Below are 21,244 nucleotides of genomic sequence, written 5' to 3'. Positions count from 1 at the left end.
TATAGAACCTGTGCTACCACCTAATCTAGGGGTGTAGGTGGGTGGGCTTTACTTGTTTCTATCTTCGCGTTACACATCCCAAACATTTTTAATCTCGTACTCCTTTATCATTCTTGTGGCATTTGAGGAATCAAAAATTGATAAATACAGTAAGATAACGGGGCTTCCCTTCTTCTTCTTAGGCATTGCGTTTCTTATAATAATATTTCTTCTAGCTTATCAGTTATATACATCTGCAGATACAATTTTACAAGATGGCGGCGAAGGCATGGAAGCGATGATGGGAACTTATTTTAGAATTTCAATTATAATAGGCGCTAAGTTTCTAGCACTTTCTATTATGGGCTTGTCAGGCTCTTGGATAGCTAATAAAGGTATAATGATGATGAAGACGCCGAAGGAGAAGGGCAAGTAGCTGCTTGAACTGAGCTTCTTGCTACACTGCTTCTAGTATTATTGTACTCTATCAGTACATAACTGAGATTCTTTATATTTTACAAGCCCCAAACAAATTCTCATGACAAAGAAATTTAATTGCGACAATAGAGGCTCAGTACCTTTTGCACTTGTTGCAGTGTTAATATTGATTCTCGCAGTAATATCTCTTGCATATATTAGCAGATTGAATCATCAGTACACCCAAAATGCGCTAAAGCAATCTCAAGTTGGTAGATTGAGCAACGAGCTAGAAGTTTTTCGTACAGATTTAGAAATCAAAGCTCATATACTGGCAATGACTGCTATTTCTGTAGCAACTCAGATCGATGGAAACGATAGTGCGATCAACTATTATTTTAGTGAGTATTTCAATGAATACATTTGGAGCTTAAAAGCTAATAATGCGTCTCCGAACCGCAACTATCAACTTTATATAAATGACTGGGATGTGGGTATTGGTCTTGCGCGGAAGAGCTGTTATGATATTATTCCATCAGACAGCACTCAAGAGCTTGCATTTCATTACAACACTACCGGCAAATCCAAAGCTCTGGATCTGACTTATGCGGGAAAGCTGGCTGCTGTAAATTGCACTCCTTACTATACTGTGGAAGGTTGGGTGAATTGCAGTGTAAAACACCTAACTAGCGGGTTAGAACTGCACAAGAACCTTACACTGTACAAACAACTCGATGCTCCTTATCCTTTTTTAGCTGAGAAATTCAAAATTTTAGATGCTCATACCAAGGGAAGCGTTTCAAATCTAGCGAGGATAATAAAATATATTCTCACAACAATTGCTCAGTATAGGGTATTTCAAGGCTATGGCGGGTTATCTAGCAACTGGCCTGGTTTGCCAGCGCCGCCAGGCGGCGTCTCAGATATTCTAACTCCTAATGATGTGGAGCTTGCAGTTAATGTTGCCGTGGTGCTTGAATTTGTAACTCTTTATAGGACTTTAGACCAAGAAGCTATAAATAGCTTTAATATAACCCATCCTCCTGCACTGTCAGAGCGCACGCTCTATAATTTAATTCAAAACTATGTAACCTCTGGCATTATAGACCCTGCAGATCTTATTGCACTGTATATATACTTAGATGAAAAGCCTGTAGACGTAATTGCGATTTTCGCGCAAGCACTCTATGCTATATTTGATCAGTATCTTGGAAAATATTTAGACTATTTAGACATAGCTGAGAATTGGGCAACGCTCAAAAGTTTTATCAAAAGGGTTCTTGGGTGGCTGGGTATAGGATTAGATAGTAGCGGAGCTATAACTATAGATAGCGGCAGGGTTGCACTCCCTAATGTTACATACCGACTGGAGATAAACAGTTCAAAAGCCGAAATTACAGAGATATGTTATCCATACTGTGAAGGCGCATGGGAAAAAGTTGGAAGTTACTGGCAGTGTTACGGTAGCAACGAGAGTAGTATTTTACATCAACTTGTGGATTTAACTTGCGAGGGTAGCAGTTATCCAATTTACCCGCCGCCTACAAATCACTCTTTGGCAGGCACTGTCTTCTTTATTAAATCTCAGAACGTGGTTTATTTAAAGTTCGAGCACAAATTAGATTTAAACGTTGGCGATGCTAAACTAGTAATTCGTAAAAGCTCATTGCAAGACTGGGAAGTACTTAAAACCTATAATTCAAATACTAGTGGATGGACAGCTGAGAGTATAACTATTCCTGAAGAATATATTAATTCTACAGCTCAGCTTGGTTGGGAATTTGATAGCAATGACCCACTGTCGGTTTGGGTTGTGAGAAATCTTAAAGTAGAAGAAATTTTTGATGGTGTAGAAGTAACCGATAAAGATCTACAAGCTACAACTTATAATGTAGACGACTACCATTGTAATTTAGTTGATGAAATATACAACCTTATAAATAATGCTGTTGAATTTCTGGCTGAGCTCTACAACCGCTCCAAAGAAATAATTACAAATTTATTCAAAGCGCTAGCTCAATACATAGCTACTGCTCTCGTAACAATCTTATTTGGAGGCATCGAGAATTATCCTCAGCTTGAAATAGACCCCAATGATGAGCAATCTATTATAGAATATATGGAGGTTACCTTAGAAGATTGGGTAAGAGTAGGCATTGGTAAGCTAAAATCTGATATTACTTCTACTACAGACTGGCTTGTAGACAACGTAAAAGAGTTTCTGGTCGAAGTTGTATACAAACTAAAAGATTGTATAAAAGGCACTATCGCGAGCGCTATAAATGGGATTGGGGACTGGCTTGAAAATGAGATAGTAGAAGTCGCAAATAATGTTGTAGAAGGTATAGTTGATTTTGTTGTTGGCGGAATATTTTGGGTATTCGGGCAAGGAGGTAAATATCAAAAGGCAAAAGACTATGTAAAAAATGAGGGGGCTACGTTTTGGAATGCTTTAAAGAATGGGATTACCAACGCGCTAAATGCTATTCTCGATGCAGTTACAGAGATTTTTGTAAAAATATTTGAGCTTGCATTTAATGAAATTGAAGAAGTGGTGGTAAGGATTGCAGAACTATTCGGAATGATAATTAACAGTTTTTTGACTACTCTCGAAAGTTTTCTACTGAAGGTACTTGTACGGCTTATGAGCGGCTGCGAGCTTACAAATACTAAATTTTTGCTCCCAGTAGATTATCAAAAGGATAGAAAGCAAACTCAATTTGAGATATGGACAGGTAGCTATGAACAAGCAGTTTCAAATCAAACTGTACAAAGTGAAAGATTCATAATAGATCAGACCCCAAACTATTTGAAGTTAGAATCTCAGCCTGTAACTGACAAGCTCGATTTAGAGTCTGCTTCTGAACTTTATGATGCACTTTATCATTCTCCAGCCCAGTACAAACTATGGCTCGAACTCAGCGCGCCTAAAGGCGTGCATTACACAACCGAAGCTGTTGATGAGCGGCCTTTCGAGACTACCTGGAATATTGAAGTTTATGGTAAACTTTCAGTCTCAGCGCGCTCCGAACGTAGAGTTCTATTAAACGACGGTGTACATAACTATTGTTGGAAAAACTCTACTCTCGAGCTCAATCTCAGTCTTACCGTTACCGTTTATTCAGGTTGGGGCTTGCAGGGTGTTGATTACACGCCTACTAATACCTTACTCGGTGATATCCTTGAGTTTCTGTCCAAAATATGGGATAACATTTTTGGCGTCGTAGGGATTGCCATCGACGTATTAGCAAAAATATCAGAGTATTTCATTAACATTATTTCTACACTGCTCAATTACTGCTTCTGGCTTGTAGATGCGATAAGTAACATACTGCAAATTGCAATAGAGTGGATAAGAGGATTTTTGAGCGAAGTCTTTAGCTGGGTAATAAATGGTGCATTATGGCTTCTAGAAAGGCTCGGTGTTACGAATTTTGAGTTTTCTGCTTTTGGTATCACTTTTGCTATCTATGTGGATCCTGACGGTAGCAAGAATTTCTACTCAAACTGCGGAATAGATGAGCTTTTCTCAATACTTGCAGAGATTAGCATTTTAGGGGCTCAGCTTGGATTTAGACTGGATGCTGTTGATGTTCAAGGTAAACGAGATATTATTTTGAATGGCAAACTAAAGATATTAGGCTTGGAGCTCAACTTAATATTAGATCCGCTTATGTGGGTTTACGAGCATTTTGTAGAATTGCACGGTAAATGCATGTGGAATGATAAGGGCTTGGGTTTTGACTTATATCTGCCAGAGCTCGAGCTTACAAATACGGTCTCCTTCTCTTTACCTGTAACGCCCGTGCCTATCCCAATACCGCCTCTGCCGATACAAGCCTCCGTAGAAATAGGTACTGAGCTAACTTACGAAGCCCCTGTTATAGACCATGTAGTAATTAACGAGTTCGAGCTAAGCTCTTCAACTAACGAGCAATGGGTAGAGCTCTGCAATCCTACTTACGAAGATATTCTCCTTGATGGATGGACAGTTTCTCCTTTAACCGGTGAAAGAAAAAATTACAAACTTGATGGTATTAGCATTCCGGGTGCTATAGCTTGTGCTCGCAGCTACCTTATAATTAATCTGTCGCATGGGTTTTTCACGGATGGTAAACCTTCAGGAGTGGTTTTAAGAAATAGTGTCGGAGAAGTTATAGATAAAACCCCAATCTACGCAGATAACGAGTACGACGATCGTACATGGCAGAGAGTTTACGATTGCGCACTAACTTGGGTATTCCATCCAAACAGTAAAGGGGGCGGCAATCCAGATATTAGTTCGCCGGCGAAGCCTTGTCTCAACCTTAAAACTTTAATTTCAAGTGCAATTAAGGACTGCTTCTCAGAGACCAAATATGAATTAAGCTCTGAGTACAAACAAGAGCTAGATTACGTTTTGAAATTTGCAAAAACTTTCGTTTGGAAATTTAAAGAAAGAATACTGGAAATCATCAGAGAGGTGGTTGTAGAGCTTGTGTTCTATGTGGATATTATAATCGAAGTTATAGGCACAGGTATTGGCGGAGGTCTAAAGCTATCGTTTGTAATGGAAGGTACAGCTATTGCAGAGCTGCTTCACTGGTTATGCAAAGCTGTTGCTAGTTACATCAAATATTTTCTCAATCCTAATTTGCACCAAAGTTATCCTTTACCATCCTCAGAGCTTCCAGAACATCTATTTTTAAGATTAGAAATTTACGGTAAAGCGGAAGCTGCGCCTAAGGTGCTGAGTGAGCTTTTACTTGCTGTAAATATGGAACTAAAAATCTCTGTGGTCATCCAAGCGAACATTCCGGCATTTACATTGTTTATGGTAGACCTGGGCGATTGGAAAATTGAGTTTGGTATCAAAGTTGCTTTTGAGAATGGAATTTCATTTGTAGGAGTTGGTAAGAACAGAGATTTGGAAATATGGCTGATAAAAGGCGCTATCTATGAAATAAGCGCTTAAAAAGAAGATGCTAGAATGGCTAAGCTCAAAATTTGCTATGCTTGTGGCTGTCACTATAATGATCTCTAGCGTTTTAGGTTTTTTCAAAATCCAGTTCGAAAATTTTGAAACTCAAGAGTTGCAAAATATCGCAGATACTATTTCTAGTACTGTAAATACAGTTTCGAGCTCCGCATCAGAGTTTAAACTGAGAATAACATTTAATTTAAGCAGGTCTGGCATTAAGCTTCCTTCTGAAATAGGTGGTAGAAATTACAAAATAGAAATCGCGCCAAATTTAGTAATAGTAACTTGTGATAATGTTGTGAAAGTGGGCACTTTCGCAAAATCTATCTGTTTATGGAATCCCCAAGAGCTCAAATATATAACTGCAGAGAGGTTAGAAGCAGTGAATTCCAAAATAAAAAGTATTTCTTGTCGTTCTTACGAAGATTTCTTTATAGCGAATAGAGCTATAGAGTTACCTGAAGGCTCTAAATATTTAACTTTCGTTTATTTGGAGCGCTCGGAATTGTTGCAGAAAGAAGCAAATATGTTATCTAACGAAATAAACGATTTTGTAAAAACCACTTTGAACGCATCTACTTTCAATATCAAAAAAGAGTTTGTAGCTCCAAATCAAATCTCATTCTACAGAGGTATTCTCATAATGAATGGACAAGGGCTGGAGCTGCCCGGCTTTATAAATTGCGATTATTTATGGAATCCAGCCCAAAATAATATTAGTAATCGAACTACTTGGGAATATCTGAATATAACTGATAGAATGCTCGGCTCAGGTTTTGAACTAAATCAAGGTGAGAGCTTCTATGTAGAAAGAAGGTTACTGGAAATTACAGATGTGGCGCTAGACCTCCATACTAACAAGACCAAATTATTCACGTTTTTATACATGTAATTTCCTCACTTTTACCGCAATACCTCTTTTAAAACTCAGCATTTCCTGAGAGTTAAGCAAAGCTCTGCCTACGCCTAAAAGATTATCTTGCTTATCTACAATCAAAACCTCGTCATAAGGTCTAAGCTCTTCATCGCAAAACTCAACAAACTTAGCAAATAAATTTCTACCTCTCTCAATAAACTCTACAGCTTCTTTATTAACCGCGACTCTTAGTTTTGGATATTGGAAAAAGGAATGTAATAACCTTGCCCCTTTCAACTTTAAACTGAAGAACCCGTCGTTCCGTACAGAGAGCGCATACTCAGTGTCAATAAAAACATTTCTTATCCTGCCTGTTTTCGATTTTATTATTCTCACATCTTTATTTTCAAACAAAGCTTTACCTGCATTTTTACCAAACTGCATATTTGCAACTGCTTGCAGTCTCAAAATGTCGTAATCAATATATTTCTTCTCAGCAACGAGTTTTAGAGCTTCTAGAGTTTCTTCGCTATTCCAGAGGAGAGCCATTGAGTAATCGAAATGGTCGAGATAGTTCTTAAGTGACTTCTCACACCTTTCTTCAAACTCCCTATAAATCTTTTCTGGCATAACCACATGTGCTATTGGGTAAATCTCAGCCAGCTCAATGGGTACTGGGGCGATACAAGAATTAACAACGAAATGCGCATTTGTTACTTTCAATACTTCTCTTATTATTCCGCTATAAGTTCTTCCGTAAGGCTTTCTACTCTCAGGCAGAACCACAAGGATTTTAGTATCCTTAGGCTTTTCATAGCGCTCGAACAATCTTTTTTCATATCTATAAACGCTAGGCCTTTCTAAAGACTCTTTACAACTATAAAAAAAACTCTTTCTCGATAAATTATCGAATTTTTCTAAAAATTCTTTGTAGCGAGCAATTACTTTAAGTAAATTGCCTAAGCTTGGATGTACAGTACAACGTTGCTCTACAAGTTCCCATAAATTGTTCTCGTAAATTGCTTGCTTGACTTTAGCAAGCTCTCCAAAGCTTACGTAAAGATTATGCTCCGCAATTCTTTTCACCCTTTCCTGCTTGTCAAGCTCTTTTAGCTCTTCAAATTGATTGCAGACTGGGCAAACGCAAGGTGAATATCCTATCTCTTCCAATGCTTTCGTACCTTCTGGAAAAACCAATCTTTCAGCTTTTGCATATTTTGCATAGCTTGCTGAGTCAAAAAGGTCGCAGCCTAAAAGCACGGCAACAGGGAATATTATAGGGTGCCCGCAGCCGAAGAGGTGTACTGGTCTAGAAGGTACAAGCTCTTTTTTGGAAGTGAGAACGATATTTACAAGAACTTCAAATCTATAACTTTCGAGCAAAGGGACAACGCCTCCAATTGCAAAAATATCGCATTCCAATTTGGAGAGCTCTTTTGCACAATATTCTCGCAAATCCGGATAAAGGCCGCCTTGAACAGTGCATGCAAGCAATCTATCTTCTTTCTTAGCGACAGCTTGTTTTGCCCTCTCAATTGTCTCTAACACGTCATTTTTACTGTCACTATATTTTCGATCTAACGGAGAAATAACGTCAAGCATTGTTACGATATCACTATCTATTTTAGTTTGGAATCCTAGTATTTCTTCGTTGTTTATCTCAAGATCTCCATACTCATAAGCTTGGAAACTGCCGGAATCTGTCATTATTGAAGCTCCAAAATCTAGCGTAGAGCGGAGACCTTTTTCTAAACATTCTTTTTTCAAAATTTCATTATTATAGATGATATAAGAGTTTGTAATTATTGCTTCGCATCTAAAATTCTCTTTAAGCTCTTTAGGTGAGATCAAAATTTGGGTTGGATTGATTACCGGTAGTAAAGCAGGAGTAGTAATTTTGCCACTTTTAGTCTCAAGAACTCCTATTCTTGCAAGTCCGTCACGATATTTAACTTCGAACATCTACACTTTTACTATTCTTCCGCCAGCTGAAAAATTGATTGCTCTTAATTTACCTTTTATTATCAAATCGCCATTAGCTTCTACCCTTTTAGCAGTCACATTTTTCATTATGAAAATATCGCCATCTGCAAGTAGTTCTTCAGCTTCTACATCGCCCTCAACTATTATATTGCCGCCTGCAACAATCTTTCCATCGATATTAGCACTTGAAATTAAAGTTATATCTCCTCTGGCAAGCATATCGCCGCATACAGTAATATTTTCTGCTACAATGTTCTTCTTGGAAATCACATCGTAATATATGACACATCCTCTGCCTATCTGCAAATCTACTGGCGAAATTATTCCATGCCTTATAGTGCTATCAGGCTTTACAGTGACAATGTTTTCTCTAACTTCTATGTCGTCTCTAAATAGTTTCCTCATTTTTTTTGTTACTACACCGGCTTTAGCTCTTTACCAACAAGCCATTTATTTAATTTAAATAACACAAGCATTGCAACAGACCATTGTAGAATTAAGGTTGCGCATCCGATTGGCATAAGCGGGTTCCACCATTGTGGCGATTGCAATGATTGCCATAGGTACCAAACCATAAGTGCTCCAAATTGTAACGGGAATAATATTGTAATAACAAAATCCCACCAACGACCTATATTTATATCGTTAAAGCCTGTATTGATAAGCTCTTTTCTAAATTTACTAGCGCCGTATTTCCAAACTGCGAAAGCAACGAAGAGTCCTGCAACTATTAATCCTAGACCCCAAACGAAATCTTGATTTGCTAAAAACACAGGCTCTGCACCGATTACAATTACAGCTGATGGCAATCCTAGTAGAAAAGTAGCGCATGCTACAACAGCCAGAGATTTATGTCTTGACCAACCATGATCCATGAAATTTCTTGTTGCAATTTCAAAACCTGAAATTAGAGAAGTAAGTGTTGCGAAAGCCGTTGCAATGAAAAACATACCTGTTATGAAAATACCGCCGGGCATTCTGAGGAAAAGACCGGTAAGATGTACAAATGCTAAGCTTGTTTCTCCGGACTCCATTATTCCGAGCGCCTCGCCTGTAGTTGCAGAAAGCGCGAATACAGTGCATATCACTGCTATACCTGCGATAAGCGCAACTGCAGTATCACCTAAACCTGTGATAAATGCATTAAGTGCGGTGTCTTCCTTTTTCTTCATATAAATTGCGTATGTGAGTGCCATACCGAATCCTGCTGAGCATGACCATGCCGACTGCGCTAGAGCCCTTACCCAAGTCTCAGCTCTCACTAAATACTCCATTCTAGGAATGTACATAAATTTTAAGCCGTTCAACGAGCCTGGGAGCGAAAGTGCCCAAATAGCGGTTACAAATAGAAGAATGAACAACAGTGGGATGAGTATTATATTCACTTTTTCTATTCCTTTTCTTATACCTTTGTATACAACGTAGGCGCAAAAAGCTATAGCTATAAATTGGAAAAATATTACCTCTAATGGCGAAATAATAAAATTATGCCATACCTGGCTTGTGTTAGTACTTGCACTCAGGCTACCTGATAAGGCTAGAGTAGAATACTTAATTGTCCAACCTGTAATCACAGCGTAGTAAAAGCAAACAATTGTTGATACAACCATCATCCACGCACCCATAAATGCATATTTCTTGCCCACGAAAATTTTAAAAGTGCCTATTGTGCCGAGCCTTGTCTTCTTGCCTAACGAAAATTCTGCAATTAGCAAAGGTGCAGACCATGAGAACAGGAAGATTATATAAGCTATAATAAAAGCTCCTCCACCATTAGCAGCAACTTCTTTAGGAAAGCGCCAGATATTGCCTAAGCCTATAGCTGCGCCAAGCGCTGCAAATATAAGTCCCCATCTACTCTTCCATACTTCCATATTTCTTCCTTTCGGATCTCATGGCTATTCTAAAGCACATGAAGAGTCCGCCATAAGTTATTCCAAATGCTGCTATCATCATGAAGCTCATAGTAGCGAGCGTGGCTGGAGTGTCTTCAAAAATTTTCTCTCTAGCTCTTAAAACACTTTCTAGAGGCTCGTCTCTAACAACCCACTCCCCCCGCGGATTCTCAGCAATTTCTGCAATGTAAAGATTAACTTCTACGTGGGTCTTAGAAATGTTTAAAACCTCTTCGTAAGGCGGCGAGTGGTCTCTACCAAGCTCTATAGTATAAGCCAGAACGTTCCTTTCACCGTAGAGCCAATCTGTGGCATCGCCCAGAGTCCAGTATAAATCGCTACTCTGGCTAACTCTGTAGCCGTTGAACTTCGAAATATTATTTCCTATAGACAAAAAGAGTTCTTCCTCAGGGGGATCTTCGTCTGTATAGCCCCAGGGGTAAAGAATCACTTCACCATAAGTGTGATAAGAAAGTGCAAGTGTGAAGTTGTGCTCGCTCACAAAACCTCTTATTGCTTTGGTTTCTGCCTCCGAGAAAGCCTCTTCGCCACGATATCGATCGCTGTAAGGGTTGTTGCTTGTAGTACCTAAATAATGCACTCTGTATCGAGGAACATAGAAGAGCTCCCATTTATAACCGTAATTTCTATTTAAATCTACGCCGTAGCAGTTAGGTAATGGATTGCCTAAGGGACCATAATTTGGCTCTCTATTTTTACGCTCGTCAGCTTCTACACCGTCTGGGTTAAACATAGGAATAATATAGAGCTCGCGGTTATTCACAACCCATCTTACTCTATTGCCCTCTTCACTAGCTTCATAATATTTTTCAGCAAGGTAGTTTATAAAATAAATCAGAACTTCGTAAGAGGTTTTCTCATTGCCATGATGCGCTCCCATATACAAAACCTCAGGCTCGTTCTCGTCAATTTCAGGATTATCTGATATTTTTATTACTAGAATTTCTCTTCCTTCGTAAGTTATTCCTATAGAAGAAATATTAATAATATTTGGGTATTTGCCAGCCAAATCTTCAAGCTCTAAGCGCATACTATCGTAAGAGTGGTAGCCCCCTTTTATTTCGCTACTGCTCAACTTTACTGAGTTTGCAGGTGCAGAGCTTATTATTAGAATTAAACACAGGAGGAGTAATCTTTTGCCCATTTTATTATAATATTGTTTTGGGGAGATATAAAATTAATAACTGTGTAAATCATTCTCATAATTATGCTCTCCGTACTTGCGATCGGAGGTTCTGACAGCTCTTCAGGAGCTGGTATACAGGCAGATTTGAAAACTTTTTCAATGCTGGGCTTGCACTGCGCTACAGTAATTACTTGTATTACAGCTCAGAGCACAGAAACAATAAAAAAAATTTACCCACTGCCTATTGAAGCTATTGCAGAGCAATTTGATACTGTAATCAAGGATATGGATATTCAGTATGTAAAGACTGGAATGCTCCACAGCGCTGAGATAGTAAAATTAGTAGCAGAAAAAATCAGCAAATATAATTTAAAAGCCGTTGTAGACCCTGTAATGAAATCCACAACTAATATTAAGCTAGTCGAACAAAATTTTATAAACTCTTTACGAAAGTACCTTATACCAGAAACATTCATTCTAATGCCGAATTTATATGAGGCTAGTACAATTATTGGGAAAGAAGTAAAGAATATTTGTGATATGGAACTTGCATGCAAAGAGCTCTATAAGTTTGGCGCTAAATACATTATTATCAAAGGAGGTCATTTAGAGAAAGAAGCAGTTGATATCCTTTATGACGGAAAAAATTTCAAGCGCTACTCTTCCCCAAAGCTAATTGCGAAAGCCCATGGCTCAGGCTGTAGTTATTCTGCACTTATCACAGGATTAATAGCAAAAGATTTGAAAATTGAGAATGCAATTGAGAATGCGAAAAATCTTATTACAAAAATGATTCTTGCTAGTTATAAGCCAGGTAAAGGCGTAGATGTAGTAAGTCAATATGCAATAGTAGAAGATGATGTTGAAAAATATAGGGTTTTAAAAGAATTAAAAGAAGGTGTGGAATGGGTTAAGGAAAATCTTCCTTTGCGGCTTGCTCCGGAAGTTGGTATAAATTTTGTATACGCTTTACCTAATGCTACTTCTTTGCAGGATGTTTGCGGTATAGAGGGAAGATTGGTAAAGGTAGGTAATAGATTAAAAAGAGTTGGAAAAATAGAGTTTGGCAAATCGAAGCATATTGCGACTGCAGTTTTAACTGCGATGCGCTATGATAAAAGCATACGCTCTGCAATGAACATTAAATACTCAGAAGAAATTTTGGAAAGAGCTAGAGCATCAAGACTGAAAATTTCATCGTTTGACAGGAGTAAAGAGCCACAAGAAGAGAAAATTTCTACTATGGAATGGGGCACAAGCAGCGCAATAAAGAAAGCAGGCTTTGTACCTGATATTATTTACGATAAAGGTGCGCTCGGCAAAGAGGCAATGATAAGAATTTTAGGTAAGTCTCCAAAAGATGTGACTTTAAAATTACTTAAACTCAGCAGATAGACTTAACCAAAAAGCTAGTCAAGAAGAACCTCGTTGCTGAGTTTACTTAAACTCCAAAACTCTTTCTAAAATTCTTTTCGTTCCATCGTATTCTTTTGATAACTCTTGAAGTTTTTTTAATTTTTCGTTGACCTTTTCATTGCTAGTAAGCTCCATAGTTGCGCTATAAAGGCTTTCACTATCTAACTTGTTCTGCTCTATAACCTTTCCTATACCTAAACTTTCGCATCCTCTTGCGTTCACATATTGTTCAGGCTGGTTTGGCTGAGGTATTAGAATAGAAGGCTTGCCATAAACCACAATTTCAGAAATTGTGCCATGGCCACATCTAGAAATTACCAAATCACAAGCTTTAAGAAGCGATGCTCTGTTCTCAGCCCAGTCCTTTATAAGAATATTCCCTATTCTTTCTTCGTAGCTACCGCCGGGGTCGCCTTTTACAACTACAAAATTTATCTCTTTACTTAGATTCTTAATTGCATGCATAATTAAATTAAAAGAGTTTAATCTTGAACTCCCAGGACCACTTATAGGTATATAGACTAAAATTTTATTAGTTTCAAATCCTAACCGCTCTTTCAAAATGACTTGTGAAGGCAAGCTCTCTGGTCTTTCTCTAACTATAGGACCTACAAAATTAATTTTTAGTTTATCTGTATTTAAATTCTCCTTACCAATAGTATAAGGCTCTGGTAAGTCGGGTGCTATAACTTCAGCTGCGCACCTTCTCAAAATCAAGTAATTAAAATTAGAAATTAAATTTCCTAATTGCTCTTTGAAAGGTATCTCGAAAGCAACGATTCTTATCTGATTTGCTATGTAAAGGACTGGAATTTTAAGTTTAGCAGAAGCTAAAAGTGTAGTATATCTGGAGTCAGAAATTACAAGGTCGGGCTTGAACTTCTTTAACGCATATTTTTCAAATAAATACTGCTGTACAAAATGCAAACCTTCGACAGCACTTGCAACTAGAGTTCTTTTTATATCGAGCTCGCCTCCTTTTTCTCGCCATCCGATATTTGGCGCTCTCAGCAATTCGTAATTGTTTCTGGTTACAAGCTCAGAAGCTTTACCATAAGTTGAAAAAACCACCTCAATGCCCCTTTCTCTTAATCTGTCTGCTATTGGTAACATTCTGGACGTATGTGCTAGCCCTATACCGCAAGTGCCAAAATAGACCTTCATGCAGTAGTAATTGCTTTGGAAGAATAAAATATTAGGTTAGAAAGAATTAAATTCATCCATATTCATTCATTCTCTTAATGGCCTTTGAAAGACCCGGTAACTGCAGCTCTTGCGGAAAGCCTATTACAGGCGTAGTTAAAGGTGTAGCTTCGTTTAAATGCCCCCAGTGCAATAATACAATAATAGCGAGGTGCTTTAAATGCAGAGAGCAGAGTGTTCTCTACACCTGTAAAGAATGTGGGTTCGTAGGACCTTGAGAGAAAAATGGGTAAGGTTATCGTAGGATTGAGGGTATTACCTGCATCTGTAGAAACGAATTTAGAAGAGATAAAAAATGCTATTAAATCTAAAATTCCCCAGTATGCTACTCTTGGAAGCATAAATGAAAAATATATTGCCTTTGGATTGAGAGCTTTAGAATTGGCAGTGATAATCCCGGACACAGCCGGCGGTAGCGAGGGGCTTGAAAAAATAATCTCCAGTATCAAAGGCGTTAGCAGTGTAGAAATTATAGGCACAGGGCTGCTCTGATTGCTAATATTCCCAACTAAACCGCTTGTCTAAAAACTCACTTAAATATTTACAATATTTTTTATTTGCTAGACTCTCATTCTCTATAATCCTACATCCTCTCTTCATTATGATCTCAGTTATATCTTTGCCAAGATTAAAGCTCAAAATTTTGCTTTTAATTAAAGCTTTTGCATTTGTAAAATCTCTTTTTATATCTACTACCCATCTATCATTTTCAATGTATGGCTTGGTTAGGGCTTTTTTTGAGTTCAGCCACTTAGCTAAAAATTTTTTGCTGTTCTCATCCCAAAGGTAAGGGCCGAAATGCTTTTTAGCGCTAGGAAACTCGAAAATCTCAAATTGAAACATCAGAACTATGCTTTTATTCACATAGAACTCGGAGCTAAGAATTTCGAATCCCTGCTCTTTACACAGCTGCAAAATTGCTTGCTCACATTTTCTTAACTGAGGATAAAGGTTGTCAGGTATAATATCAGGCTTATCAAACTCAATGCCTAAAATCTTAGCACCCCTTTCTTTTAACTCTTTAAGTAACTCTTTTCTCATCAGAATCTTTCGCTTTTTAGGGAAGAAAAATTCTAGTTTTGGCGCTTTGAGGTATTCTTTGCAGGCATGGATGAAAATACTAAATTTTTCAGATGAAACTGCAGAAGCCACATTTCTTTTTGGGTCTACTGGGTCCGTAACTACGAGCGGACTATCAAACTTAGCGTTTGAGCGTACAAGCTCAATTTTTTTACCCCTCCGCCACTGTTGCGCTTCTTTGATCAGATTTCTGAAACTTCCGTATTTAATAATAAGGAGCTCGCAGAGATAGCCTGAAAAGCCTTCCACTCGCGCTTCAGCGCCGTAGCAACCAATGCCCTTCAAAAATTGTTTTAACAACCTAACTTCTTTTTTCTGCTCATCCTTTAAATTCTCGATTATATAATCTGTGTGGAGCGGAGTTCTATCTACAGCACTTATCCTTTCTGCGCCTTTTTCAATTTTGTAGCAAGGCACAACATCTATTTCGTAGCCTTTGTAAAAGCCGCTTGTGTAAGGATGCTCTGCATATTTTAGCACACCTTCCGGTAGCACTTCTTTGCCAATTTTCAAGCCTAATTCTTCTAATTTCTTTCTTTCTATGTGCTTGGGGAAAAGAATGAAAATATCGATATCAGGGTTCTTAAGCCAAGTATCTTTTGCAACAGAGCCTACAATCGTAGGATCAGCTTCAACACTTAACTTCTTTATCGCTTCACAGGCTCTTTTTAAAAGGTCATTAACCACACTCGCAATTTCAGCTCTTTCTCGATTGGTAGGCGCTATCCTTTTAAATACTTCAAGTTCAAGCGCTATCATTATCTAAAAATCAGATCTGCCAATCCACACTTTCCACAGCAATAACTTTTTTCACTGCAGGCACTTCTTTCTTTAGCTCTTCTTCAACACCCTTTTGCAAAGTGAGTTTCGCCATAGGGCAAGTAGCGCAAGCTCCTGTAAGTCTAACTGTGACCGTACCCGAGCTTTCGTCAACGTTTATTAGCTCTACATCGCCACCATGCGCTTGAATATTAATTTTTATTCTTTCCAAACAAGCCCTAACTTTCTCAATCATATAAAGCCTGCTTTTTGAAGAGTTAGCAGGTCATCTGTGCTCAGCTTCTCACCTTGCTTGAAGCGCTCGTAAATTTTCTGAGCCCTCTCCTTTACTTTAAAATCTGTCTTAGCTTTTAATGCAAGTCCCTCTTTTTGTTTAAGACTTAAAATTATTTTATCAAAATCGCGTAACTGAGCTGAAAGCGCCGAGTATTGTTCATATTCGCTGGCCGAAATATTTTTTAACCTTACAAATTCCCTTTGAGCTGCATCAGCTTCTTTCCTTAACCTATCAGCTTCTCTATAAGTTCCAGCTATTATTTGCGCTATTTCTTTGCATTCTTTTATCGAGCTGCTAATTTTATTTTTCCTCTCCTGAATGCTCTTTTCTATCTCGTTAAATGCTTTACGAATCTTTTTAATATCTTCATTTTGCTCTAGAATTCTCTCTTTCTCCCTAATTTGAGTTTTTAGTTTAGTAAGTCTTTCCACAAGCTCTCTCTCTCTTCTCGGCTCAAGTGCTGTGGTCATATGCTTGAATTCTAACTGTTTCGCCTCTTCTTTTAGCAAGCTTAAATAGGGGCCTTTTTTAGGGAGGCAAGCTCTTATCAAAGAACTTAATTTCTCGGCAAGTATTCGTCCCTCTTTTGTTAAAATATCATTTTCAGATTTTATTTTATTAATCTCTTCTCTGAGCTTAATAAGCTTAGCTTTGCTCTCGCTTGCCTTCCCACGCAAAAGCTTTGTCTTCTCGTTAAGTTTGTCGCGTTTATCAGCCTGCTCTGTAGCTAACCTTTCAATCTCCTCTATCCTCTTTTGGCAACCTTCCAATTTTATTGCCAATTCGTCTCTCTTTAGCTCTAATTCCTCTATAATACCTGCCATTGGCACACAATAAAAATGCGGTTTTAATAGATAAGATTTTCGTTTGTTGTGAGAATAGAAAAAGTTCTCATATTTGAAAGCTATTTTAGTTTTTGATGAGGCCATACGTTATAATTAACTGCGCTATGTCCGTAGATGGTAAAATTGCGCTGCCTACAGGAGTGCAGACGAAGATATCTAACGAAAAAGATATGCAAAGAGTGCATAGACTAAGAAATAGTTGCGATGCAATTCTTGTAGGTATAGGCACAATTCTAGCAGACGATCCAAAACTTACAGTCAAAAAGGAATATATTCAAGGTATTGTCAGAAGCCCAATAAGAGTAGTTATAGATTCTAAATGTAGAATTCCAAGAAATGCGAAAGTGCTGAACGGTACTGCGAAAACAATTATTGCTGTTGCAGAAGGCTGTAGCAAGGAATTAAAAAACGCAGAGGTCATTAAGTGTGGTAAGGGCGAAGTAGATTTAAGAAAACTTCTTATTACGCTTAGGAAAATTGGTATAAGAAAATTACTTGTAGAAGGCGGCAGTAAAATCATATGGTCTTTTTTGAGTAATGGCTTGGCTGACGAGCTCAATGTGTTTGTAGGAAGTATTGCTATTGGCGGCGAAACTACGCCAACACTTGCTGGCGGCGAAGGCGCTAAAAAGCTAGAAAGTGTAGTAAAGCTCAAGCTGAAAAAAGTTAGTAAGCTAGATAACGGCGTGCTATTACAATATATTGTGAAATGAAATTCGTTGCAGATCATATGCTTGGAAGACTTGCAGGTTGGTTGCGCTTGCTCGGCTTTGACGTACTCTATCCTAAAAATTTGAGAGATGACGAGCTAATAAAAATTGCTAATGAGCAAAATAGAATACTTTTAACTAGGGATAGAAAAATTACTGGCAAGAATGTATTTCTCGTGAGAAGTGTTTTCATAGATAGGCAGTTAGAGCAAACTGTTAAAGAGCTCAAACTAAAGATAGAAGATGAATTCTCAAGATGCTCTATATGTAATACTGAGATAGTTGAAGTGCCTAAAGAGCAAGTAAAAGATATAGTACCCGAGAGAGTTTATAAAGAGCAAGCGTTACTTTGGAAATGCCCTAACTGTAATAGAGTTTATTGGCAGGGCAGCCATTGGAAAAAGATAAGTAAAAAAATAGAAGAGTTGAGAATATGAAAAATTCTAAAGCGCAGTTATTGTTACTCGCAATTGCTATTTTAGCTATAGCTCTTATTTTAATAGCTGCAAGCGCTACTGTGCTTTTGAACGTAAAGAGAGACTCAGTCCAAGAAATATCTGAAAACTTAGGCAATGATTTTAAAGAGCTGAAACTGAATTTCGGCTATGCTTTGGAGGATGAGTTGACTAATAAACGTGCGATACTGGATAAAAATGTAGACGATACTAATAATACAACTGTGAGACAGGCAATAAATGAAAGTATATGGAATGTGAGCTCGCAATTTGAATATTTGCAGGCGCTGAAAGGCAGGATTTTCAATGCAAGTTGGAATTCGAGTTCTGCAGAATGTTTTTATGCAGATGACAAATATAGAAATATCTCTATTAATACTACTTTGGTACTCCACGCTAAAGATTTTTCTATAGCCGAGTTTGTAAAATATAAGTGCGAGTGGAACATTACTGCAAGTAGATATGAAGTGAAAATTTATGAAGAAGAAGGTAGCGCCTGAAAAATTTATCTATTACACATTCCCTAAAATGGCTGTTCTAGTTACTGTCGTCAGCAAAGCTCAGCCGAACATTATCACTCTTGCATGGCATTCTCCGCTTTCTTTCAACCCGCCACTTTATGGAATATCAATAGACCCAAAAAGATACTCTCATAATTTGATTTTAGAAGCAAAAGAATTTGTGGTTAATTTTGCGCCTTGGGAAATTTTAGATAAGTTGCATTACTGCGGTATGAAATCCGGGAGAGAGACAGACAAATTCGAAGCCACTGGCTTAACACAGATAGCTGCAAGTAAGGTTAAAGCTCCTCTAATCAAAGAATGCTACTCTCACTTAGAATGTAGACTTGTAGAAAGTAAGCTTTACGGTGACCATACATTGTTTATTGGTAAGATTGTAGCTGTATCAGTAAGTGAAGATTGTTTTAACGAAATTCTCAAGCAAAACACAAGACCTATCTATTACTTGGGTGCAAATACTTATACTACGATTGATAATAAGGTGAGAAAGAAACTTTAAGCAACTACTCCACCTTTATTTTTCCTTCTACGATCTCTTTTAGAACAAGCTTTGGGTCTTTACCTTCTATAGTTACTCCCACAGAGATACAACTCCCTATAACTTCTTTAACTCGGGCTTCTAAACTACTACCCTGCAAATCTTCTTTCTTTAATTCTGCAATTTTCTTTACCTGCTCTAAGCCGATATTTCCAGCTTTTGCTTCTTTGTGCTTCCCGGAACCTTTTTCAATACCTAGCTCTTTAAATATCAAAGCGCTTGTCGGAGGAGTGCCTACTTCAATTTCAAAGCTCTTGTCACTTTCAATTAAAATTTTAACAGGTACTTTCATACCCTCAAAATGTTTCGTTTTTTCATTTATTACCTCTATTATTCTAGGTATATTAACCCCCAGGGGGCCGAGCAAAGGTCCTAGTGGCGGCCCCGGAGTTGCTTTACCACCCTCCACAAGCGCTTCCAATACGTCAGTCATTTTCACTTCTTCTCAACCAATCTAACATGCGTGCCTTTTATAGTGACAGGTATGGGTACCATAGCTTCAAACAGCTCAATTGTGACCTCTTCTTTTGTTTCATCTATACGTTGAATTCTTGCTTTCTCGCCTTTAAAAGGTCCTGCAATAATCTCTACAATATCGCCTTCGCTAACGCCTGCACTTATAGGCTTGGGAACAAATAAATGCTCTATTTCGCGCACATTTGTCTCTCCTTTTACAAGGCCTCTTACATGCGCAATCCCTTTTATCATAGACTGTAGCTCGTAAAAGTTAGTGGCTTCTACAAAAACATAGCCTCTTAATCTTACTGGCGAAAGTATCGCAAGTATATTTGCAGTTCTTTTAGCGCGATTCGCTATAGCATCAGCTACATCTTTTTCGTGACCAATTGAGGTTTTTACTACAAAAAGCTCGGACTTCTGTTCTTGAGCCATTTTGTCACTTAGAGCCCTAATAATGAGCGCATCGACGCATATAAATTATTCCAGAGCCAGTACACAAGGAAGCCTGCACCACCAATAATCAAAATTCCAGCGCCTGTAACAAGAAGTACTTTTTTGAACTCGTCTGAAGTTGGCTTTCTCGAAAGTTTTACTACTCTGCCGTACTTACCTTTACCTAATTTTTTTAAACTTTCGTCTACTTTTATTTGGGTCTCATAGACCTTTTTTACAAGTGACACTCTATCTCACTATATCTATGCCATAGGTAGCTTCTTTGCCGAGTGCCAGTGCCCTCTCAGCTCTACCAAAGATCTGCTCTGAGCTGACGCCTGTGCATACAATCATTACTCTCATTGAATGCTCCAAGGCAGGATCTATGCTAGCGCCCCATATTATTGTAGCTTCTGGATTGACTTTTTTATGAACTTCCTCTACTACTGCTTGCGCTTCTGCTACAGTCATGTCAGGTCCGCCACAAACGTTAATTAAAGCGCCAGTAGCATTTGTTATATCCACATCAAGTAGTGGCGAGGCTAAAGCTTGCTGTATTGCCTTTTGCGCTCTGTCGTCTGCATCGCTTTCACCTAAACCTATCATAGCAACTCCGCCGTTCTTCATTATAGTTTTTAAATCTGCGTAATCTACATTTATCAACCCAGGCTTAGTCATCATTTCCGTAATACTCTTTATAGAGCGCATTAGAATTTCATCTGCAAATCTAAACGCTGCATTTAAAGGCATTCTTGGTACGAGCTCTAGCAGTTTATCATTTGGAATTACTATAACTGTATCAGCAATATCCTTTAGCTTCTCCAATCCCATCAAAGCGTTCTTCATTCTTACTAAGCCTTCTGCTTTGAACGGGAGTGTTACCACTGCAATAGTTAAAGAATTTAAATCTCTAGCTATTTTAGCGATTACGGGCAAGCCGCCCGTGCCTGTGCCACCACCTAATCCCGAAGTAGCAAATACGATATGCGCTCCTGATAGGGCTCTTTTTATTTCCTCTTCTGTTTCTATAGTAGCACTCTCGCCGACTGCAGGTATAGCGCCGGCGCCTAAGCCGCGAGTGCTGTGCTTTCCAAGCAGTATCTTTTTGGGTGCTCGTACGTTGCGTAACAAATGCTGTGCATCTGTGTTCATTGCAATAAGCTCAGCCCCAGCAATACCTTCCTGCACTATTCTTGTGATTGTATTGCTGCCACTACCGCCACAGCCAGCAACTTTTACATTCACTCGCAAGGACTGCAACAATTCCTCGAGCTCTTTGTCTTCTTTCGAT

22 protein-coding genes are annotated in these 21,244 nt (G+C 38.3%); 10 read left to right on the top strand and 12 right to left on the bottom strand.

What is annotated here, in order from left to right; translation table 11 throughout:
* The first annotated feature begins 115 nt into the window (after window positions 1–115).
* From QMD21_02975 to QMD21_02965, 3 genes are all read left to right on the top strand, one after another.
* Entirely contained in the window at window positions 116–415 is a 300-nt protein-coding gene (locus QMD21_02975; protein ID MDI6855732.1) for a hypothetical protein, read from the top strand.
* 102 nt (window positions 416–517) lie between these two features.
* A complete protein-coding gene (locus tag QMD21_02970) occupies window positions 518–5,350 on the top strand; it encodes a hypothetical protein (protein ID MDI6855731.1) in 4,833 nt (1,610 codons plus the stop codon).
* 7 nt (window positions 5,351–5,357) lie between these two features.
* A complete protein-coding gene (locus tag QMD21_02965) occupies window positions 5,358–6,248 on the top strand; it encodes a hypothetical protein (GenBank protein MDI6855730.1) in 891 nt (296 codons plus the stop codon).
* On the opposite strand, the gene tgtA is transcribed toward QMD21_02965, so the two are convergent.
* The 4 genes from tgtA to QMD21_02945 are packed head-to-tail and all read right to left on the bottom strand — an operon-like array spanning window position 6,237 to window position 11,255.
* Window positions 6,237–8,174: a tRNA guanosine(15) transglycosylase TgtA gene (gene tgtA / locus QMD21_02960; GenBank protein ID MDI6855729.1), complete on the bottom strand. Its 1,938-nt coding sequence runs from the start codon at window positions 8,172–8,174 to the stop codon at window positions 6,237–6,239. The genes QMD21_02965 and tgtA overlap by 12 nt on opposite strands.
* Window positions 8,175–8,600 (bottom strand): hypothetical protein, encoded by a 426-nt coding sequence (locus QMD21_02955; GenBank protein ID MDI6855728.1) that lies wholly within the window; start codon window positions 8,598–8,600, stop codon window positions 8,175–8,177. It abuts the gene before it with no gap.
* 11 nt (window positions 8,601–8,611) lie between these two features.
* A complete protein-coding gene (locus tag QMD21_02950; GenBank protein MDI6855727.1) occupies window positions 8,612–10,069 on the bottom strand; it encodes a sodium-dependent transporter in 1,458 nt (485 codons plus the stop codon).
* Window positions 10,050–11,255: a M14 family zinc carboxypeptidase gene (locus QMD21_02945; protein MDI6855726.1), complete on the bottom strand. Its 1,206-nt coding sequence runs from the start codon at window positions 11,253–11,255 to the stop codon at window positions 10,050–10,052. Before QMD21_02945 ends, QMD21_02950 begins: the two co-directional genes overlap by 20 nt.
* Window positions 11,256–11,318: 63 nt before the next feature.
* Between QMD21_02945 and thiD the strand changes: the two genes are divergently transcribed.
* Window positions 11,319–12,632, top strand: coding sequence for a bifunctional hydroxymethylpyrimidine kinase/phosphomethylpyrimidine kinase (gene thiD, locus QMD21_02940; GenBank protein ID MDI6855725.1), 1,314 nt, complete (start codon window positions 11,319–11,321; stop codon window positions 12,630–12,632).
* Window positions 12,633–12,674: 42 nt separating this feature from the next.
* Here thiD and QMD21_02935 read toward each other — a convergent pair whose 3' ends face one another.
* Entirely contained in the window at window positions 12,675–13,817 is a 1,143-nt protein-coding gene (locus QMD21_02935) for a UDP-N-acetylglucosamine--N-acetylmuramyl-(pentapeptide) pyrophosphoryl-undecaprenol N-acetylglucosamine transferase (protein MDI6855724.1), read from the bottom strand.
* 77 nt (window positions 13,818–13,894) lie between these two features.
* Between QMD21_02935 and QMD21_02930 the strand changes: the two genes are divergently transcribed.
* On the top strand, window positions 13,895–14,074 hold the full coding sequence (locus tag QMD21_02930; protein ID MDI6855723.1) for a zinc finger domain-containing protein: 180 nt from the start codon (window positions 13,895–13,897) through the stop codon (window positions 14,072–14,074).
* 7 nt (window positions 14,075–14,081) lie between these two features.
* Window positions 14,082–14,348, top strand: coding sequence for an elongation factor 1-beta (locus QMD21_02925; protein ID MDI6855722.1), 267 nt, complete (start codon window positions 14,082–14,084; stop codon window positions 14,346–14,348).
* A gap of 3 nt (window positions 14,349–14,351) precedes the next feature.
* Here the strand turns inward: QMD21_02925 and cca are convergent, their stop codons facing one another.
* The 3 genes from cca to QMD21_02910 are packed head-to-tail and all read right to left on the bottom strand — an operon-like array spanning window position 14,352 to window position 16,817.
* Window positions 14,352–15,695 carry a CCA tRNA nucleotidyltransferase gene (gene cca / locus QMD21_02920; GenBank protein MDI6855721.1) on the bottom strand — a complete coding sequence of 448 codons (1,344 nt, stop codon included), beginning with the start codon at window positions 15,693–15,695 and terminating at the stop codon, window positions 14,352–14,354.
* Window positions 15,696–15,705: 10 nt separating this feature from the next.
* The gene (locus QMD21_02915; GenBank protein MDI6855720.1) at window positions 15,706–15,951 is read right to left on the bottom strand and encodes a NifU family protein; all 246 of its coding nucleotides are present in this window, start codon (window positions 15,949–15,951) and stop codon (window positions 15,706–15,708) included.
* A complete protein-coding gene (locus QMD21_02910; protein MDI6855719.1) occupies window positions 15,948–16,817 on the bottom strand; it encodes a hypothetical protein in 870 nt (289 codons plus the stop codon). Before QMD21_02910 ends, QMD21_02915 begins: the two co-directional genes overlap by 4 nt.
* Before the next feature lie 95 nt (window positions 16,818–16,912).
* On the opposite strand from QMD21_02910, the gene QMD21_02905 reads away from it, so the two are divergent.
* The 4 genes from QMD21_02905 to QMD21_02890 are packed head-to-tail and all read left to right on the top strand — an operon-like array spanning window position 16,913 to window position 19,023.
* Window positions 16,913–17,551, top strand: a complete 639-nt coding sequence (locus tag QMD21_02905; GenBank protein MDI6855718.1) for a 2,5-diamino-6-(ribosylamino)-4(3H)-pyrimidinone 5'-phosphate reductase — start codon at window positions 16,913–16,915, stop codon at window positions 17,549–17,551.
* Window positions 17,548–17,985 carry a Mut7-C RNAse domain-containing protein gene (locus QMD21_02900; GenBank protein ID MDI6855717.1) on the top strand — a complete coding sequence of 146 codons (438 nt, stop codon included), beginning with the start codon at window positions 17,548–17,550 and terminating at the stop codon, window positions 17,983–17,985. Before QMD21_02905 ends, QMD21_02900 begins: the two co-directional genes overlap by 4 nt.
* Window positions 17,982–18,503 carry a hypothetical protein gene (locus QMD21_02895; protein ID MDI6855716.1) on the top strand — a complete coding sequence of 174 codons (522 nt, stop codon included), beginning with the start codon at window positions 17,982–17,984 and terminating at the stop codon, window positions 18,501–18,503. Before QMD21_02900 ends, QMD21_02895 begins: the two co-directional genes overlap by 4 nt.
* Window positions 18,481–19,023, top strand: a complete 543-nt coding sequence (locus QMD21_02890; GenBank protein MDI6855715.1) for a flavin reductase family protein — start codon at window positions 18,481–18,483, stop codon at window positions 19,021–19,023. The genes QMD21_02895 and QMD21_02890 overlap by 23 nt, the downstream gene beginning before the upstream one ends.
* 4 nt (window positions 19,024–19,027) lie before the next feature.
* Here the strand turns inward: QMD21_02890 and QMD21_02885 are convergent, their stop codons facing one another.
* From QMD21_02885 to ftsZ, 4 genes are all read right to left on the bottom strand, one after another.
* Entirely contained in the window at window positions 19,028–19,495 is a 468-nt protein-coding gene (locus tag QMD21_02885) for a 50S ribosomal protein L11 (GenBank protein MDI6855714.1), read from the bottom strand.
* A 2-nt stretch (window positions 19,496–19,497) separates the two neighbouring features.
* A complete protein-coding gene (locus QMD21_02880) occupies window positions 19,498–19,953 on the bottom strand; it encodes a transcription elongation factor Spt5 (GenBank protein ID MDI6855713.1) in 456 nt (151 codons plus the stop codon).
* Window positions 19,954–19,961: 8 nt separating this feature from the next.
* Window positions 19,962–20,201, bottom strand: a complete 240-nt coding sequence (locus QMD21_02875; GenBank protein ID MDI6855712.1) for a protein translocase SEC61 complex subunit gamma — start codon at window positions 20,199–20,201, stop codon at window positions 19,962–19,964.
* A gap of 1 nt (window position 20,202) precedes the next feature.
* The coding region (gene ftsZ, locus QMD21_02870; protein ID MDI6855711.1) for a cell division protein FtsZ at window positions 20,203–21,244 on the bottom strand (1,042 nt) is incomplete at its 5' end.

This window comes from Candidatus Thermoplasmatota archaeon (genome assembly GCA_030018475.1).
Classification (GTDB): Archaea; Thermoplasmatota; JASEFT01; order JASEFT01; family JASEFT01; genus JASEFT01.
Note: the sequence above shows the minus strand (reverse complement) of the source record. Positions and strands in the feature narration are given on the sequence as shown.

Bases quoted from the DNA above. Each gene is read 5' to 3' on its own strand.
- QMD21_02970 (MDI6855731.1), top strand. From the start codon at position 518: ATGACAAAGAAATTTAATTGCGACAATAGAGGCTCAGTACCTTTTGCA.
- QMD21_02965 (MDI6855730.1), top strand. From the start codon at position 5,358: ATGCTAGAATGGCTAAGCTCAAAATTTGCTATGCTTGTGGCTGTCACT.
- tgtA (MDI6855729.1), bottom strand. From the start codon at position 8,174: ATGTTCGAAGTTAAATATCGTGACGGACTTGCAAGAATAGGAGTTCTT.
- QMD21_02955 (MDI6855728.1), bottom strand. From the start codon at position 8,600: ATGAGGAAACTATTTAGAGACGACATAGAAGTTAGAGAAAACATTGTC.
- QMD21_02950 (MDI6855727.1), bottom strand. From the start codon at position 10,069: ATGGAAGTATGGAAGAGTAGATGGGGACTTATATTTGCAGCGCTTGGC.
- QMD21_02945 (MDI6855726.1), bottom strand. From the start codon at position 11,255: ATGGGCAAAAGATTACTCCTCCTGTGTTTAATTCTAATAATAAGCTCT.
- thiD (MDI6855725.1), top strand. From the start codon at position 11,319: ATGCTCTCCGTACTTGCGATCGGAGGTTCTGACAGCTCTTCAGGAGCT.
- QMD21_02935 (MDI6855724.1), bottom strand. From the start codon at position 13,817: ATGAAGGTCTATTTTGGCACTTGCGGTATAGGGCTAGCACATACGTCC.
- QMD21_02930 (MDI6855723.1), top strand. From the start codon at position 13,895: ATGGCCTTTGAAAGACCCGGTAACTGCAGCTCTTGCGGAAAGCCTATT.
- QMD21_02925 (MDI6855722.1), top strand. From the start codon at position 14,082: ATGGGTAAGGTTATCGTAGGATTGAGGGTATTACCTGCATCTGTAGAA.
- cca (MDI6855721.1), bottom strand. From the start codon at position 15,695: ATGATAGCGCTTGAACTTGAAGTATTTAAAAGGATAGCGCCTACCAAT.
- QMD21_02915 (MDI6855720.1), bottom strand. From the start codon at position 15,951: ATGATTGAGAAAGTTAGGGCTTGTTTGGAAAGAATAAAAATTAATATT.
- QMD21_02910 (MDI6855719.1), bottom strand. From the start codon at position 16,817: ATGGCAGGTATTATAGAGGAATTAGAGCTAAAGAGAGACGAATTGGCA.
- QMD21_02905 (MDI6855718.1), top strand. From the start codon at position 16,913: ATGAGGCCATACGTTATAATTAACTGCGCTATGTCCGTAGATGGTAAA.
- QMD21_02900 (MDI6855717.1), top strand. From the start codon at position 17,548: ATGAAATTCGTTGCAGATCATATGCTTGGAAGACTTGCAGGTTGGTTG.
- QMD21_02895 (MDI6855716.1), top strand. From the start codon at position 17,982: ATGAAAAATTCTAAAGCGCAGTTATTGTTACTCGCAATTGCTATTTTA.
- QMD21_02890 (MDI6855715.1), top strand. From the start codon at position 18,481: ATGAAGAAGAAGGTAGCGCCTGAAAAATTTATCTATTACACATTCCCT.
- QMD21_02885 (MDI6855714.1), bottom strand. From the start codon at position 19,495: ATGACTGACGTATTGGAAGCGCTTGTGGAGGGTGGTAAAGCAACTCCG.
- QMD21_02880 (MDI6855713.1), bottom strand. From the start codon at position 19,953: ATGGCTCAAGAACAGAAGTCCGAGCTTTTTGTAGTAAAAACCTCAATT.